Source organism: Actinoplanes sandaracinus (genome assembly GCF_030009775.1).
GTDB lineage: Bacteria > Actinomycetota > Actinomycetes > Mycobacteriales > Micromonosporaceae > Actinoplanes > Actinoplanes sandaracinus.
This window is the reverse complement of sequence record NZ_JASCTH010000015.1, coordinates 26,405-41,939: the sequence shown is the minus strand read 5'-3', so window position 1 is coordinate 41,939 and position 15,535 is coordinate 26,405. Positions and strand designations below refer to the sequence as shown.

Below are 15,535 nucleotides of genomic sequence, written 5' to 3'. Positions count from 1 at the left end.
TGTGCGGATCGGGATCGTCTCGCCCTACTCGTTCGACGTCCCGGGCGGCGTGCAGAACCACATCATGGACCTGTCGGAGGCGCTGCTCGAACTCGGCCACGAGGTGAGCGTGCTCGCGCCCGCCGACGACGACGCCGGCCTGCCGGAATACGTCGTGCCCGCCGGGCGGGCGGTGCCGTTGCCCTACAACGGCTCGGTCGCCCGGATCTCCTTCGGCCCGGTCTCCACCGCCCGGGTCCGCCGTTGGCTGCGGCGGGGTGAGTTCGACGTGCTGCACGTGCACGAGCCGTTCACCCCCAGCCTGACCTTCCTGGCGGTGCTCTCCGCGCGTGGGCCGGTGGTCGCCACCTTCCACACCGCGATGACCCGCTCCCGGGCGCTGTCGGCCGCACAGAACTTCCTGCAACCGGCGATGGAGAAGATCACCGCCCGGATCGCGGTCAGCGAACTCGCCCGGAAGGTCCAGGTCGAGCACCTCGGCGGCGGCGCGGTCGAGATCCCCAACGGCGTCGCGGTCCGCAAGTTCGCCTCGGCCGTGCCCTTGCCCGGATGGCCCGGCGACGGCGGCGCGATCGGTTTCCTCGGCCGCTTCACCGAGCCCCGCAAGGGCTTCCCCCTGCTGCGTACGGCGTTCGTGTCCCTCGCTCGCGAACGCCCCGGGCTGCGCATGCTCGTCGCCGGGCCGGGAGACCGTGACGAGCTCTACGACGACATCCCGAAGGAACTCCACGACCGGGTGGAGTTCCTGGGCCTGGTCTCCGAGGCCGACAAGGCGCGCATGTTGCGCAGCGTCGACGTCTACGTGGCCCCGAACACCGGCGGCGAGAGCTTCGGCATGATCCTCACCGAGGCGATGGCCGCCGGCGCCGCGATCGCCGCCAGCGACCTCGACGCGTTCCGCCGGGTGCTCGACGGCGGCCGCGCCGGAGCCCTCTTCCCCAACGGTGACCAGGCCGCACTGACCCGGCTGCTAGGTGAGCTGCTGGACGACCCGGCCCGCCGGACCGACCTGTCATCGTGCGCCCGGGCGGCCGTCGGCGCGTTCGACTGGCCGAGTGTGGCCAACCGGGTGCTCGAGGTCTACGCGACCGCGATCGAGGCCACCGACGGGCGCGTCTTCGACGACGAGTGGTCCTGACCACGCCGGGGCATGCGGCGCTCCGACACATTCCGGCACTACGATGCCCCGCATGTGGTGGGTGGTGGGAGTCGTCGTGCTGGCCGCGATCTTCTCGGCGTACCTCGGCTGGACCGCCCAGAGGGTGGAGCGTCTGCACACGCGGGCGCGGTCGGCCGAGCGCGCCCTGGACGCGCATCTGCTGCGCCGTGCCGCGGCCGCCGCGGTCGTCGCCGAGCGACGCGAGTCGGTGGAGCTCTATTCCGCGGCCAGGCTGGCTCTCGACGCCGAACCCGGCGAACGCGAGACCGCCGAGAACGACCTCACGCGGCAGCTGCAGGCGGTGACCCTCGACCCGGCCGATCCGGCGGTGCGCACGCTGGCCGCGACCAGCCGGCGGGTGGTCCTGGCCCGGCAGGTGCACACCGATCTGGTCCGCGACGCCCTGAGCGCCCGTCGCCGCGTCTTCGTCCGGCTGTTCCGGCTGGCCCGGCGCTATCCCCGGCCCCAGTACTTCGACATCGTCGAGCCGTCGCTGCCGGCTCTCCCCCTGGCCCGGGCGGTCCCCACCCCGGCCTCGCCGGCCGAGGGCGCCCTGCCGGCCCAGGCCGTCTGACCTTCGCGGCCGGTTGACGGCACGCCGGTCACCGCGTGGCAGCCCGGCCGTCGCGGCTTCGGCCGTGAGCGGGCCGGGCCTCGCGGGGGAGGCCCGGGACTCCTCCGGTGCGGTCGGGGGCGGTGTGGCCGTACCGCCGCGGGGTGGTCCGCCCGGAGAGCGCACCGGGACCGGGAAGCGGAGAAGGGCCCCGCGCGATGCGGAGCCCTTCTCGGGAAAGCGTTACCGGCAGGTCACCAGCCGCGCTCGGACAGACGGTGCGGGACCGGCTCGTCGTCGACGTTGATGCCGACCATGGCCTCGCCGAGACCGCGGGAGACCTTGGCGATCACGTCGGGGTCGTCGTGGAAGGTGGTGGCCTTGACGATCGCGGCGGCGCGCTGGGCCGGGTTGCCCGACTTGAAGATGCCGGAGCCGACGAAGACGCCCTCGGCGCCGAGCTGCATCATCATCGCGGCGTCTGCCGGGGTGGCGATGCCGCCGGCGGTGAAGAGGACCACCGGGAGCTTGCCGGCCTCGGCGACCTCCTTGACCAGCTCGTACGGCGCCTGCAGCTCCTTCGCGGCGACGTAGAGCTCGTCCTCGGGCAGCGTCTGCAGGCGGCGGAGCTCGGCGCGGATCTTGCGCATGTGAGTGGTGGCGTTGGAGACGTCGCCGGTGCCGGCCTCGCCCTTGGAGCGGATCATGGCCGCGCCCTCGGTGATGCGGCGCAGCGCCTCGCCCAGGTTGGTGGCGCCGCAGACGAACGGCACGGTGAACTGCCACTTGTCGATGTGGTTGGCGAAGTCGGCAGGGGACAGCACCTCGGACTCGTCGACGTAGTCGACGCCGAGCGACTGCAGCACCTGGGCCTCGACGAAGTGGCCGATCCGGGCCTTGGCCATCACCGGGATGGAGACCGTGTTGATGATGTTCTCGATCATGTCGGGGTCGGACATCCGGGAGATGCCGCCCTGCGCCCGGATGTCGGCCGGGACGCGCTCCAGTGCCATGACCGCGACGGCGCCCGCGTCCTCGGCGATCTTCGCCTGCTCGGCGTTGACCACGTCCATGATCACGCCGCCCTTGAGCATCTCCGCCATGCCGCGCTTGACGCGGGCGGTTCCGACGGCGGGCTGGTTCTCAGACATGGTTTTCGGCTCCTCGTGCGGGTTATCTGGTGAACGGGATCCTACGAAGCGGTGATACGCGCTCCGATAGCCAATCGGCTCCCCGGTGGCCTGCTTTACCTCCGGGCCAGGAGAAATGCCCGGGCCGGGTGGCGAAGGTCATCAAGTGCGGGCCGTTTCCGCGGCGCGACACGCCGACCCTAGAGTTGGGGTTGTGAACATCGGAGTGCTGGCCCTGCAGGGCGACGTGCGTGAACACCTTTCCGCGCTGGCCGAGTCGGACGTGCTGGCCCGCCCGGTCCGCCGTCCCGAGGAACTCGCCGACGTCGACGGCCTGGTGATCCCCGGCGGGGAGTCGACCGCGATCAGCAACCTGGCGGTCTCGTTCGGGCTGCTCGACCCGATCCGCAAGCGGATCGCCGACGGCATGCCGGTGTACGGCTCCTGCGCCGGCATGATCATGCTGGCCTCGAACGTCCTGGACGGGCGGCCCGACCAGGAGTCCTTCCAGGGCATCGACATGACCGTGCGGCGCAACGCGTTCGGCCGCCAGGTCCACTCGTTCGAGGCCGAGGTGGCGATCGACGACATCGAGGGTGGCCCGTTCCACGCCGTCTTCATCCGCGCGCCGTGGGTCGAGGAGGTCGGCGGCGACGTGCGGGTGCTGGGGCGCGTGGCCGAAGGCGCCGCCGCCGGTAGGATTGTGGCCGTTCGGCAGGGGAACCTGCTCGCCACGGCTTTCCACCCGGAGCTCACCGGCGACCTTCGTGTCCATCGGTACTTCGTCGAGATGGTCCGCCAGGCTCTTTGATCTAAGCGGAGGTTACGCATGTCCGGCCACTCCAAGTGGGCGACGACCAAGCACAAGAAGGCCGTCATCGACGCCAAGCGCGGCAAGATGTTCGCCAAGCTGATCAAGAACATCGAGGTCGCGGCCCGGACCGGCGGTGGTGACGTCTCGGGTAACCCCACGCTCTACGACGCCATCCAGAAGGCGAAGAAGTCGTCGGTCCCGAACGACAACATCAACAACGCGGTCAAGCGGGGCTCCGGTCTCGAAGCCGGCGGCGCCGACTGGCAGACGATCATGTATGAGGGCTACGGCCCCAACGGGGTCGCCATCCTGATCGAGTGCCTCACCGACAACCGGAACCGGGCGGCCACCGAGGTGCGCACCCGGCTCACCCGCAACCACGGCACGTTCGCCGACGCGGGCTCCGTGTCGTACCTCTTCAACCGCAAGGGCGTGATCATCGTCCCGAAGGCCGGGCTCAGCGAGGACGATCTGATGCTCGCCGTGCTCGACGCGGGCGCCGAGGAGATCAACGACCTGGGCGACTCGTTCGAGGTGGTCAGCGAGCCGACCGACCTGGTCGCGGTGCGGACGGCGCTGCAGGGCGCCGGCATCGACTACGACTCGGCGGAGTCGTCGCTGGTGCCGACGATGACGGTGCCGATCGACGAGGAGGCGGCCCGCAAGGTGTTCAAGCTGATCGACGCTCTCGAGGACTGCGACGACGTGCAGAACATCTTCTCCAACGCCGACATCTCCGACGAGGTAATGGCCGCTATTGACGCATGACTTGATGTCATGGAGCTAGTAGGGTGAGGGGGTGCTTGCGTTCATGACGGAGTTCCGCCTGCCGCGGATTGAAGACCTGGATGTCGATGATCTCGCCCTCTTGCCCAAGGAGTATCGCTACGAACTGCACGAGGGAAACCTCGTCATCATGACGCCATCGACCTTCTGGCATAAGTTGATGGCGCGGCGGCTCGTGCAGATGCTGTGCGCGGCCGGTCTTGAGGCATTCCAGGACACTGGGGTGCGAGGGGACCGGCCGCGAGATCTCCGCCTCCCTGACGTGGGTGTCGTCAAGGAGCTCCCACCCGAGCTCGCGGACTTCTCCAATCTGCGCGGCTCGGCCTTCCAGACGGTCATCGAGATCGTGTCGGAAGGATCGGAGAACGGCGAATACACCGACAAGGCGCTCTGGTATGCGGAACGCCGGATCCCGGAATATTGGATCGTCGAGCGGACCCCGGAGCGTTCGCACGACGACGGCGGGGTGCTCCTGCATCGCCTGGAGTTGACCGGCAACGGTCCCGTCTACCGGCTGGAGCGCTCGGCTCGCCTCTCCGAGCTGGAGATCGAGTTCCGGGCCAGGTCCTAGGTCGGTGGGCTGCCGCCACTCAGCCAGGACATGTACTGGATGATGCCGCCGACCAGCAGGGTGCTGCCGATCGCGTAACGGGCCACCCGGCGCCACTGCCATTGCAAGTACGCGTGGACCCACGCGATCTCCGCGTCGGCCAGCGCGTCCAGGTCGGCTCTGGCCGTACCCGGAAGGATCGCGGCTTTGCGCAGCGCCAGGCTTCCGCCGACGGTGACCGGCGGGACCACCGGTCGCGGAGGCCGCAGCACGCGGACCTCCACCTCGTAGACCTGGTCCTCCCGCCATTGCCCGGTGCGCGCGGCGAGGCGCTGCCGCATGTAACTCCCGGCCCGACCCCGCCAGCGCAGGCGCCGCCAGTGCCCGGCCAGATCGACGAGGATCTCGCGATAGATCTCGTCGGCCACCGTCGATCCGCCGACCAGCCGTGACGACTCGGCGCGCAACGAGGAGGCGTGGGCGGTGACGAAGGCGATGAAGTCCGGTGGCGGCTCGTCGTCCATCGGCGGGATGAGGTGCATGGCTGAACCTCCTCGACCCATCGTCGAGGCGTGTCGGGGGAGGGCGCAAGCGGAGGGCGTACTAGGGTGTCGAACACACGTACGCGAGGGGAGACAGTTGGTGCGCGTGCTCGGCATCGATCCGGGGCTGACGAGATGCGGCGTCGGCGTCGTCGAAGGAATGCCGGGGCGGCCGGGGAAGCTGATCGGCTACACCGTGGTCCGCAGCGAACCCGACGAGGACATCTCGCAGCGCCTGCTGCACCTGGACCGTTCGCTCGCCGAGCTGGTCGCCGCGTACCAACCGGAGAGCGTCGCCGTCGAGCGCGTCTTCTCGCAGCACAACGCGCGGACCGTGATGGGCACCGCACAGGCGAGCGCGGTCGCGATCCTGGCCGGGGCGCGGGCCGGTCTGCCGGTGCAGACCTACACCCCGAGCGAGGTCAAGGCGGCCGTCACCGGCTCCGGCACCGCCGACAAGGCACAGGTCACCGCCATGGTGACCAAGTTGCTGAAACTCGACGCGCCGCCGAAACCGGCCGACGCGGCCGACGCGATCGCCATCGCCATCTGCCACATCTGGCGTGGGGGCACCCGCGCGAGGATCCAAGCCGCGGCGCTCGCCGCCGCCCGCAGGAGCAGCCGATGATCGCCAGCGTGCGCGGTGTGGTCACCGCGATCCTTCCGGACAGTGCCGTGGTCGAGGTCGGTGGCGTCGGCATGCGGGTCTTCTGCACGCCCGGCACGCTCGCCGGGCTGCGCACCGGCGCGGAGGCCCGGCTCGCGACCACGCTCATCGTCCGCGAGGACTCGCTCACCCTCTTCGGCTTCGCCGACGACGGCGAACGGCAGCTCTTCGACCTGCTGCTGACGGCCAACGGCGTCGGCCCCCGGATCGCGCAGGCGGTGCTCGCGGTGCATCAACCCGATGCGGTACGCCGTGCTCTGGCCGGCGCGGACGTCGCGGCGCTGACGAAGGTGCCGGGCATCGGCAAGCGCGGCGCCGAGAAGATGATCGTCGAGCTCAAGGACAAGATCGGCCCGATCGGGTTCGGTGACACCGGCTCCGCCGGGATGCTCGCCGGGGCGTGGCAGGAGCAGGTCCGTCAGGGCGTGCTCGCGCTCGGCTGGACGGCGTCGCAGGCCGATCAGGCGGTGGCTGCGGTCGGCGAGACGATCGACGGCGAGGCGCCGCCGGTTCCGGTGCTGCTGCGCCAGGCGATCCGGCTGCTGGGCAAGAGCCGATGAGCGAGGAACTCGTCTCTCCGGACGCTTTCGACGAGGACCTGGACGCCGAGGCCAGCGTCCGGCCTCGCCGGCTGGCCGACTTCATCGCCCAGCACCGGGTCCGCGACCAGCTCGAACTGCTGCTCAAGGCCTCCATGGGCCGGGGCACCCCGCCCGACCACATCCTGCTGTCCGGGCCGCCCGGTCTCGGCAAGACGACCCTGGCGAACATCGTGGCGGCGGAGCTGGGCACCGGCATCCGGACCACCAGCGGCCCGGTGATCGAGCGTTCCGGCGATCTGGCCGCGATCCTGACCGGCCTCGCGCCGGGTGACGTGCTGTTCATCGACGAGATCCACCGCATCGCGAAACCGGCCGAGGAACTGCTCTACAGCGCCATGGAGGACTTCCGGGTCGACGTGGTGGTCGGCAAGGGGCCGGGCGCGACCGCGATCCCGCTGGATGTGGAACCCTTCACGCTGGTCGGTGCCACGACGCGGGCGGGTCTGCTGTCCGGGCCGATGCGTGACCGTTTCGGGTTCGTCGCGCACCTCGACTTCTATTCGCACGCCGACCTGGACACGCTGCTGCACCGGTCGGCCCGGATCCTGGGTGTGAAGATCACGCCGGAGGGGTCCGCGGAGATCGCGCGCCGCTCCCGCGGCACGCCGCGTATCGCCAACCGGCTGCTGCGCCGGGTCCGTGACTTCGCCGAGGTGCGCGCCGACGGCGTGGTCACCGAGGCGGTGTCCAAAGCGGCCCTCCAGGTGTACGACGTGGACGAGCTCGGCCTGGACCGGCTGGACCGGGCCGTGCTGCGGGCCCTGATCGACTCGTTCAAGGGCGGCCCGGTCGGCCTGTCCACCCTCGCCGTGGCGGTGGGTGAGCAGTCCGACACGGTCGAGGAGGTGTGCGAGCCGTTCCTGGTGCGGGCCGGTCTGCTGGCACGGACCCCGCGGGGCCGGGTGGCGACCGAGGCCGGCTGGGCGCATCTGGGGCGGACACCGCCGACAGACGGGCGGGGCGGCGTGTTCCAAGGTGACCTGTTCGCCCGAGACGCGTGAATATTGCTCGTGATGTGAACGTGACGTGTGCCGCATTCGTTATCTCCAGGTTGACCCATTAGACTCGCCGCCGTTCCATCCGGATTTGCATATCGCCGCGGCGCCCGCCCACCCGTTGCGCCGGCGGCTGACGGAAGGCCCTTTTTCGTGCTTGAGGCAAGCTACGCACAAGCCGCCGGTGGCGGCGGTGACCTCTCGTTTTTCCTGATCATCGCGCTGCTCTTCGGTGTCATGTACTTCCTCATGATCCGCCCACAGCAGAAGCGTCGTCGTGAGGCGATGCAAATGCAGAACTCACTCGGACCGGGCGACGAGATCGTCACGATCGGCGGCCTCCACGGCACCGTCGTCAGCGTGGCCGACGATCAGGTGCTCCTGGAGATCTCGCCCGGCGTCGAGGTGCGCTTCGCGCGTCCCGCGATCGCCCGGGTCGTTCAGAAGACCGGCGAGGTCATCCCGGAGCCCGACGTGGACGCGCCCGCCGCGGACGCGGAGGAGCCGGAGAGCCCCGCCACCGAGACTCGTAAGCAGGACTGATCCTCGAAATCCCGAACGCACCGGCCCGCGCATGAGTTATTCGGGTCGGTGCGTCAGCCCGCCGTTCGACAGTCGACGGCCGGTCACAGACAGATAGCGCCGCGCGGGCGCGCGGCCGAAAGCACAGGGAGACCAACAGCCGTGGCACGACCACCACAGGGACAGATGCATCCTGGACGCCAACTCGGCGTGCTCGGTCTGGTCTTCGTCGTCCTTTATCTGCTCGTCTTCTTCGGCGCCGGCGCCGAGGGCGGCTGGAAGCAGCGCCTGGAACCGAAGCTGGGCCTCGACCTGATCGGTGGCACGCAGGCCACCTACATCGCCTCCCAGCTCGGCGGCCCGCCGGCCCCGGAGGCCATGGAGCGGGCCCGCGAGATCATCGAGAGCCGGGTCAACGCTCTCGGCGTCTCCGAGGCCGAGGTGGTCATCCAGGGCCAGAACACCATCGTCGTCTCGCTGGCCGGCAAGGCCGAGGAGCAGCTGAAAGGCCTGGAGCAGGCCGCGAACATGCGGTTCCGTCTGCTCGTCGGAGTCACCGGCGACGTGGCGGCCGCCGCGCTGAACCCGCAGAGCCCGGCGCCGAGCCCCTCAGCCAGCGGCGCGGCGCCGTCCGGTTCGGCGGCTCCGGCCGTCGTCGGTTCGAAGGGCGCGAGCGCTCCCGCCGCTCCGGCCGCCTCCGCGTCGGCGCCGACCGGTGGCCAGGGTGGCGGCGCCCCCGCGCCGAGCCCCAGCGTCTCCGCGTCGGTCGCTCCGTCGGCGTCAGCCCCGGCCCCGTCCGCGTCGGCCTCCGCCGCGGCTCCGGCCCCGGTGACGGCGAAGATCGAGGAGCAGCGCGCGGCGGTCGCGAAGAAGGTCGGGGCCGCCTGGGCCGCCGCCGAGAAGCTGACCGCTCCGGTGGACCTCTCCACGGACCCCGAGGCCGGCCTGCCGTTCAAGGCGTTCGCCTCGCTGAGCGGTGTCGAGGTGAACGCGCTCGACCCGAAGATGCAGTTCAACGTCCCGACGATCAGCTGTGCCCAGCTGGAGGCGCGGCCGAACGGCGCGATCGACGCCATCGACAGCCAGGTGGTCGCCTGTGAGCGGGGCGCCAAGGTGCTGCTGGACAAGGCCGAGGTGGTCGGCGACGACATCAGCAACGCCGCGCAGCAGCTCGACACCACCACGAACCAGTGGGTCGTCTCGCTCGAATTCAAGAGCGAGGGCCAGACAAAGTGGGCCGCGCTGACCCGCAAGGCGTTCGAGGCGGGCCCCAACGAGCCCTGCTTCATCGCGGTCAGCTCGCTCTACCAGAACGCCGATCACTGCGCGGTCGCCGTGGTCCTGGACAAGACGATCGTCTCCGCCCCGCAGATCCAGGCCGTGCTCACCGGCCAGTCGCAGATCACCGGTGACTTCAACGCGGCCAGCGCCAAGGAACTCGCCGACCAGCTCAACTTCGGCGCCATCCCGGTGACCTTCCAGGCCGGCCCGGCCCAGACCATCACCGCGACCGTCGGTGGCCAGCAGCTCGAAGCGGGTCTGCTCGCCGCCGCGATCGGCCTCGCGCTGGTGGCGGTGTACTCGTTCTTCTACTACCGCATGCTCGGTCTGGTGATCTTCCTGAGCCTGGGCCTGTCCGCCCTGCTCACCTTCGGCGCCCTGGTCTTCCTGGGCCGTTCGATCGGCTTCACCCTGACCCTGGCCGGCATCGTCGGTTTCATCGTCTCACTGGGTGTCGCGGCGGACTCGTTCGTCATCTATTTCGAGCGGCTCAAGGACGAGATCCACGAGGGCCGGAGCCCGCGCAGCGCGGTTCCGCGGGCGTGGCACCGGGCCCGGCGCACGATCATCTCGGCGAACGCCATCACGATCTTGTGTGCCGTGGTTCTCTACATCGTGTCGATCGGCCAGGTGCAGGGTCTCGCCTTCGCGCTCGGTCTCTCGACCGTGCTCGACCTGGTCGTGGTGTTCCTCTTCCGGCACCCGATCATGACGCTGCTCGCCAGCCGTAAGGCGTTCCTGTCGCCCAGGGTCAGCGGCCTCGGCCGTGCTCTGCGCCGCAGCCAGACCGAGGAGTCCGTCTCCTCGCGCGTGAAGGAGGCCTGACATGGCCGGATCCGGTTTCGTCAACCGCCTGTACCAGGGCGAGGCGAACATCAACATCATCGGCCGCCGCAAGATGTGGTTCACCGTCGCGGCCGTGCTCGTGCTGATCGCCCTCGGCAGCTTCGGGATCAACCGTTTCCACCTCGGCATCGAGTTCGCCGGCGGCAGTGAGTTCTCCGTCCCGTCGCAGGTCGCCGGGAAGACCTTCACCCAGGACCGGGTCCAGGAGGCGGTGCGCGCCGCGGTCCAGTCGGTCGAGCCGGAGGCGCAGGTCAACGCCGCCCAGCAGGTCGGCTCCGGCGCGGAGGCCAACTTCAAGGTCCGCTCGGCGGCGCTGTCCGCGCCGGACATGCAGGAGGCCAAGGCGACCCTCGCCGGTGACCTCGGCATCGAAGTCACCCAGATCAGCGACCAGCAGGTCTCCTCGGCCTGGGGCGGCGCGGTCATCGACAAGGCGATCCTCGGCCTGGTGATCTTCCTGGTGCTGGTTACGGCGTACCTGGTGGTCCGGTTCGAGTGGCGGATGGCGGTGGCGGCACTCGCCTCCCTCATGTTCGACCTGGTCTTCACGGCGGGCGTCTACTCGCTGCTCAAGTTCGAGCTCACGCCGTACACGGTGATCGGCTTCCTGACGATCCTCGGCTATTCGCTCTATGACGTGGTCGTGGTCTTCGACAAGGTGCAGGAGAACACCCGCGGCATCACTGCGGGCAGCACCCGGACGTACGCGGAGGCGACCAACCTCGCGGTGAACCAGACCCTGATGCGCTCGCTCAACACCGGTCTGGTGGCGCTGCTGCCGGTCGGCGGCGTGCTCTTCATCGGCGCCGGCCTGCTCGGCGCGGGCACCCTGAAGGACCTGGGCCTGGTGCTCTTCGTGGGTATGGGCGTCGGTGTGGTCTCGTCGATCGTCTTCGCCGCGCCGGTGCTGAGCTACCTGAAGGACCAGGAGCCGCGGATCAAGGTGCACAACGCCCGGGTGCTGGCCCGGCGGGCACAGCGGCCGGACGAGGCGCCGGGGCGTGGCGAGCGCAACCGCGCCGCGAACGTCACCGCCGCGGACGACGTGCCGGCGTTCGCCGGTGGCACCACGCCGCGGCCGGGCGCCCGCCCGGTGGCCAAGCGCGGCGGCGGAGCCGGCAACCGGCCCGGCGGCAAGCGTCGCTGAGTCCTCTCCGAGCACCGGCGGCCCGCCACCCCCATCGGGGTGGCGGGCCGCCGCTCGTTGGGACCGCTGTCGCGGTGCCGGTGGGACGGCCGGGCGCATCCTCTAGGCTGTCCGCCGTGAGTAGCGAGAACCCCTCGGTGACCGGCGACAGCGGGCCGGAACTGGCAGCCCTGGTCGCCGGAGGCACCGTCGATGTGCAGGACTTTCCGAAACCGGGCATCGTCTTCAAGGATCTGATGCCGTTCTTCGGTGACGGCCCGGCGTTCAAGCGGGTGATCGACGGCATCGTCACCCATTACGGGCCGGGCTCGTTCGACGTGGTGGCGGGCGTCGAGGCGCGCGGGTTCGTGCTGGCGGCCGCGATCGCGTACGCGACCGGCGTCGGCGTGGTCCCGGTCCGTAAGGCCGGCAAGCTGCCGCGACCGGCCTTCTCCGCGACGTACGCGCTGGAGTACGGCGAGGCCACCCTGGAGGTGCACGAGGGTGCTTTCGTGCCCGGACAGCGTGTCCTGGTGGTCGACGACGTGCTGGCGACCGGTGGCACCGCCGGCGCGACGATGGATCTGGTCGAGCAGGCGGGCGGCGTGGTGTCCGGCTTCACCGTGCTGATGGAGCTGGGCTTCCTGAAGGGCCGGGAACGGCTCGGCCCGCGCACGGTACACGCGCTATTGACCGTTTGATCCGTCTTCGATGTTCTTCGCCCGGCCGGGCCTGCTTATTCGTAGGTTCGGCCGGGGTATTCGGTGAGGCGGTGCGGGTAGGATGGGCGTTCCAAGGTGACCAACCCTGGCTCAGATGGTCCTAACTTAGATGGACAACTCCGGCCTGGTCAGGCCGGAGTTCCCGGCGAAGGTGTGAGGAGCTCGGTGTCCAGCGACGTCGCCCCTCCGGCGGAGGGCACGGTGCAACCGACCCAGAACTCGGGCGATGATATGCCCGGCGACCCCGAGACCACCCAGCCTCTCGCGCCCGCGGATGAGCCGGGCAGCAGCTTCGGCCTCGCCAGCGCGCCCACCGGGCGCCGGGTGCGGGCCCGGCTCGCCCGCTTCAACGCCCCATGGCAGAGCACGCAGGTCAGCGAGGTCCTCGAGCCGCTGATCGCCACGCACCGGGCCAGCCATCCCAAGGCCGACGCGCGGGCGCTGCAGAAGGCGTTCGACGTCGCGGCCCGCTGGCACTCCGGGCAGTACCGCAAGTCCGGCGACCCCTACATCACGCACCCGCTCGCGGTGGCGACGATCCTGGCCAACCTGGGCATGGACACCACGACGCTGGTGGCCGCCCTGCTGCACGACACGATCGAGGACACCGACTACTCGCTGGAGAGCATGCGCAACGACTTCGGCGCCGAGGTGGCGCTGCTGGTCGACGGCGTGACGAAACTCGATCGGGTCAAACTCGGTGACGCGGCGAAAGCCGAGACCATCCGCAAGATGGTCGTGGCCATGGCCAAGGACCCGCGGGTGCTGGTCATCAAGCTGGCCGACCGGCTGCACAACATGCGCACCCTGACCTTCCTGCCCCGCGCCAAGCAGGAGCAGAAGGCCAAGGAGACGCTGGAGATCCTGGCCCCGCTGGCCCACCGCCTCGGTATGAACACGATCAAGTGGGAGCTGGAGGACCTGGCTTTCGGCACCCTCTTCCCCAAGCGGTTCGAGGAGATCAACCGCCTGATCGGGGAGCACCAGCCGCAGCGTGAGGCGCTGCTGCGCCAGGTGACCAACCGGGTCAGCCTCGACCTCAAGTCGGCGAAGATCAAGGCTGAGACGACCGGCCGCCCCAAGCACCTCTACTCGATCTATCAGAAGATGATCGTCCGGGGCCGCGACTTCAACGACATCTATGACCTGGTCGGCGTCCGCATCCTGGTCGACACGGTCCGCGACTGCTATGCCGCGCTGGGCGTCATCCACGCGAACTGGCAGCCGGTGCCGGGCCGGTTCAAGGACTACATCGCGATGCCGAAGTTCAACATGTACCAGTCGTTGCACACGACGGTCATCGGCCCGACCGGCAAGCCGGTCGAGATGCAGATCCGCACGTTCGCGATGCACCGCACCGCCGAGTTCGGCATCGCCGCGCACTGGAAGTACAAGGAGCAGAAGGGCGCGACGATCGTCGGCCCGCCGGCGCACATCGACGAGATGACCTGGCTGCGGCAGCTCCTCGACTGGCAGCGTGAGGCGAGTGACCCGTCCGAGTTCCTCGACGCGTTGCGGTTCGACCTCTCCAGCCAGGAGGTCTACGTCTTCACGCCCAAGGGCGACGTGATCCCGCTGCCGACCGGCTCGACGCCGGTGGACTTCGCCTACGCGGTGCACACCGAGGTCGGGCACAAGTGCATCGGCGCGCGGGTCAACGGCAAGCTGGTGCCGCTGGAGTCACCGCTCTCCAACGGCGACGTGATCGAGATCTTCACCTCCAAGTCGGCGACGGCCGGTCCCACGCAGGACTGGCTCGGCTTCGTGAAGAGCCCTCGCGCCCGGACGAAGATCAGGCAGTACTTCAACAAGGAGCGCCGCGAGGAGGCGATCGAGGACGGCAAGGAGGCGATCGTCAAGGCCATGCGCAAGCAGGGTCTGCCTCTGCAGCGCATGCTGACCAGCGAAAACCTCATGACGATCGCCCGCGACCTGCACCTGGCCGACGTGGCCTCGCTCTATGCCGCGGTCGGGGAGAACGCCGTCTCCGCGCAGTCGGTCGTGCAGAAACTGGTCGCCGGGTTCGGCGGCGAGGAGGGCGCGGTCGAGGACATCGCCGAGACCGCCGTCGCGACCCGGCCGCCGCGCAACCGCAGCCAGGCGCAGGACCCGGGTGTCGTGGTGAAGGGCGTCTCGGACGTCTGGGTGAAACTGGCCCGTTGTTGCACTCCGGTGCCCGGTGACGCGGTCTTCGGGTTCGTCACCCGCTCCGGCGGTGTGAGTGTGCACCGGGACGACTGCGCCAACGCGCAGGACCTGCGCGACCAGAGCGAGCGGATGGTCGAGGTCAGCTGGAAGCCGACGTCGGCGTCCACGTTCCTGGTGGCGATCCAGGTGGAGGCGCTCGACCGGCACAAACTGCTGGCCGACGTGACCCGGGTGCTGTCGGAGGAGCGGGTCAACATCCTCTCCGCGACGGTCACCACCACCCGTGACCGGGTGGCGGTCAGCCGGTTCACCTTCGAGATGGCCGACCCGAAACACCTCGGCCACCTGGTCGCCGCGGTCCGCAAGGTGGATGGGGTGTTCGACGCCTACCGGGTGACCTCGGGGGCCTGACCAGAGCCCGTCCCGTCAATATTGATCAATATAGAAGATCGTGATACGTGCCTCCCCGTCCGATTGATCTTCAGCGGGGAGAACTCAATTGCGCAAATTCACCAGTACCGCAGCGGCTTCCATCATCGCCATGGGTGCCGCCGTTTTCGGCGCTTCGTCGCCCGCGATGGCGCAGAGCCCCGGCGGCTGTAACAACGCCACCGTCCTCGGCTTCAACATCGACTAGTGCATCAGTGGTCGCGGCTACACCGCCTACCCTGACTACTACCTTCAGCGGAAGCCGAGTTCCATCCCGGCCGGCGGTGAACTGATCGCGTTCTTCTACAAGCCTGGTGGCCGCCAGCAGGTCAACAAGACCAACTGCTCTGTCGGGACGGGCCACAAGGGTCCGTGGGCGAGGTCCGTTTCGATCGGCCCGGGCCTGTGCTACGGCCTGCGTGTGGTTGTTCAGACCGACAGGAGCATCGGTCACGTGGACAGCAAGCAGCTCTGCTACTGATTTCCGAGTAGTCACCAGCCGCTCGAACGCGGTTGCTGAAATGAATTCGTGGTGCGCGGAGACTTTGGTTTCCGCGCACCATCATTGTTTGCGGGCTCTGGCGGGCGCAATGCGATGTGGCCGGGGGGGGGGGGTGGGGGGGGGGCCGCCCCCCGAACCAAACAGCGGGGGGTGGACCAGCC

15 protein-coding genes are annotated in these 15,535 nt (G+C 69.5%); 13 read left to right on the top strand and 2 right to left on the bottom strand.

Going from position 1 to position 15,535, the window contains the following annotated elements; genetic code table 11:
* The first annotated feature begins 1 nt into the window (after position 1).
* A complete protein-coding gene (locus QLQ12_RS22745; RefSeq protein ID WP_282762329.1) occupies positions 2-1,138 on the top strand; it encodes a glycosyltransferase family 4 protein in 1,137 nt (378 codons plus the stop codon).
* A gap of 43 nt (positions 1,139-1,181) precedes the next feature.
* On the top strand, positions 1,182-1,733 hold the full coding sequence (locus QLQ12_RS22740) for a hypothetical protein (protein WP_282762328.1): 552 nt from the start codon (positions 1,182-1,184) through the stop codon (positions 1,731-1,733).
* Positions 1,734-1,966: 233 nt separating this feature from the next.
* Here the strand turns inward: QLQ12_RS22740 and pdxS are convergent, their stop codons facing one another.
* Complete coding sequence (pdxS, locus tag QLQ12_RS22735; protein ID WP_282762327.1) at positions 1,967-2,863, bottom strand: pyridoxal 5'-phosphate synthase lyase subunit PdxS; 897 nt, start codon at positions 2,861-2,863, stop codon at positions 1,967-1,969.
* A 193-nt stretch (positions 2,864-3,056) separates the two neighbouring features.
* On the opposite strand from pdxS, the gene pdxT reads away from it, so the two are divergent.
* From pdxT to QLQ12_RS22720, 3 genes are read left to right on the top strand one after another with little or no spacing between them, the layout of a single operon-like run.
* Positions 3,057-3,653: a pyridoxal 5'-phosphate synthase glutaminase subunit PdxT gene (pdxT, locus tag QLQ12_RS22730; RefSeq protein WP_282762326.1), complete on the top strand. Its 597-nt coding sequence runs from the start codon at positions 3,057-3,059 to the stop codon at positions 3,651-3,653.
* 18 nt (positions 3,654-3,671) lie between these two features.
* Positions 3,672-4,424, top strand: coding sequence for a YebC/PmpR family DNA-binding transcriptional regulator (locus QLQ12_RS22725; protein WP_282762325.1), 753 nt, complete (start codon positions 3,672-3,674; stop codon positions 4,422-4,424).
* A 31-nt stretch (positions 4,425-4,455) separates the two neighbouring features.
* On the top strand, positions 4,456-5,013 hold the full coding sequence (locus tag QLQ12_RS22720; RefSeq protein WP_282762324.1) for a Uma2 family endonuclease: 558 nt from the start codon (positions 4,456-4,458) through the stop codon (positions 5,011-5,013).
* On the opposite strand, the gene QLQ12_RS22715 is transcribed toward QLQ12_RS22720, so the two are convergent.
* On the bottom strand, positions 5,010-5,534 hold the full coding sequence (locus QLQ12_RS22715) for a hypothetical protein (protein ID WP_282762323.1): 525 nt from the start codon (positions 5,532-5,534) through the stop codon (positions 5,010-5,012). The genes QLQ12_RS22720 and QLQ12_RS22715 overlap by 4 nt on opposite strands.
* Before the next feature lie 100 nt (positions 5,535-5,634).
* Between QLQ12_RS22715 and ruvC the strand changes: the two genes are divergently transcribed.
* The 8 genes from ruvC to QLQ12_RS22675 all read left to right on the top strand — a co-directional run bounded on the left by ruvC (position 5,635) and on the right by QLQ12_RS22675 (position 14,854).
* Positions 5,635-6,162, top strand: coding sequence for a crossover junction endodeoxyribonuclease RuvC (gene ruvC, locus QLQ12_RS22710; RefSeq protein ID WP_282762322.1), 528 nt, complete (start codon positions 5,635-5,637; stop codon positions 6,160-6,162).
* A complete protein-coding gene (gene ruvA, locus QLQ12_RS22705) occupies positions 6,159-6,761 on the top strand; it encodes a Holliday junction branch migration protein RuvA (RefSeq protein WP_282762321.1) in 603 nt (200 codons plus the stop codon). Before ruvC ends, ruvA begins: the two co-directional genes overlap by 4 nt.
* Positions 6,758-7,804, top strand: a complete 1,047-nt coding sequence (gene ruvB / locus QLQ12_RS22700; RefSeq protein ID WP_282762320.1) for a Holliday junction branch migration DNA helicase RuvB — start codon at positions 6,758-6,760, stop codon at positions 7,802-7,804. The genes ruvA and ruvB overlap by 4 nt, the downstream gene beginning before the upstream one ends.
* A 147-nt stretch (positions 7,805-7,951) precedes the next feature.
* Positions 7,952-8,341, top strand: a complete 390-nt coding sequence (gene yajC / locus QLQ12_RS22695) for a preprotein translocase subunit YajC (protein ID WP_282762319.1) — start codon at positions 7,952-7,954, stop codon at positions 8,339-8,341.
* A 165-nt stretch (positions 8,342-8,506) separates the two neighbouring features.
* Positions 8,507-10,426: a protein translocase subunit SecD gene (gene secD / locus QLQ12_RS22690; RefSeq protein ID WP_282762318.1), complete on the top strand. Its 1,920-nt coding sequence runs from the start codon at positions 8,507-8,509 to the stop codon at positions 10,424-10,426.
* A gap of 1 nt (position 10,427) precedes the next feature.
* Entirely contained in the window at positions 10,428-11,594 is a 1,167-nt protein-coding gene (gene secF, locus QLQ12_RS22685) for a protein translocase subunit SecF (RefSeq protein WP_282762317.1), read from the top strand.
* 116 nt (positions 11,595-11,710) lie between these two features.
* Complete coding sequence (locus tag QLQ12_RS22680; protein ID WP_407651536.1) at positions 11,711-12,274, top strand: adenine phosphoribosyltransferase; 564 nt, start codon at positions 11,711-11,713, stop codon at positions 12,272-12,274.
* A 186-nt stretch (positions 12,275-12,460) separates the two neighbouring features.
* On the top strand, positions 12,461-14,854 hold the full coding sequence (locus QLQ12_RS22675) for a RelA/SpoT family protein (RefSeq protein ID WP_282762316.1): 2,394 nt from the start codon (positions 12,461-12,463) through the stop codon (positions 14,852-14,854).
* The last annotated feature ends 681 nt before the right edge of the window (positions 14,855-15,535 follow it).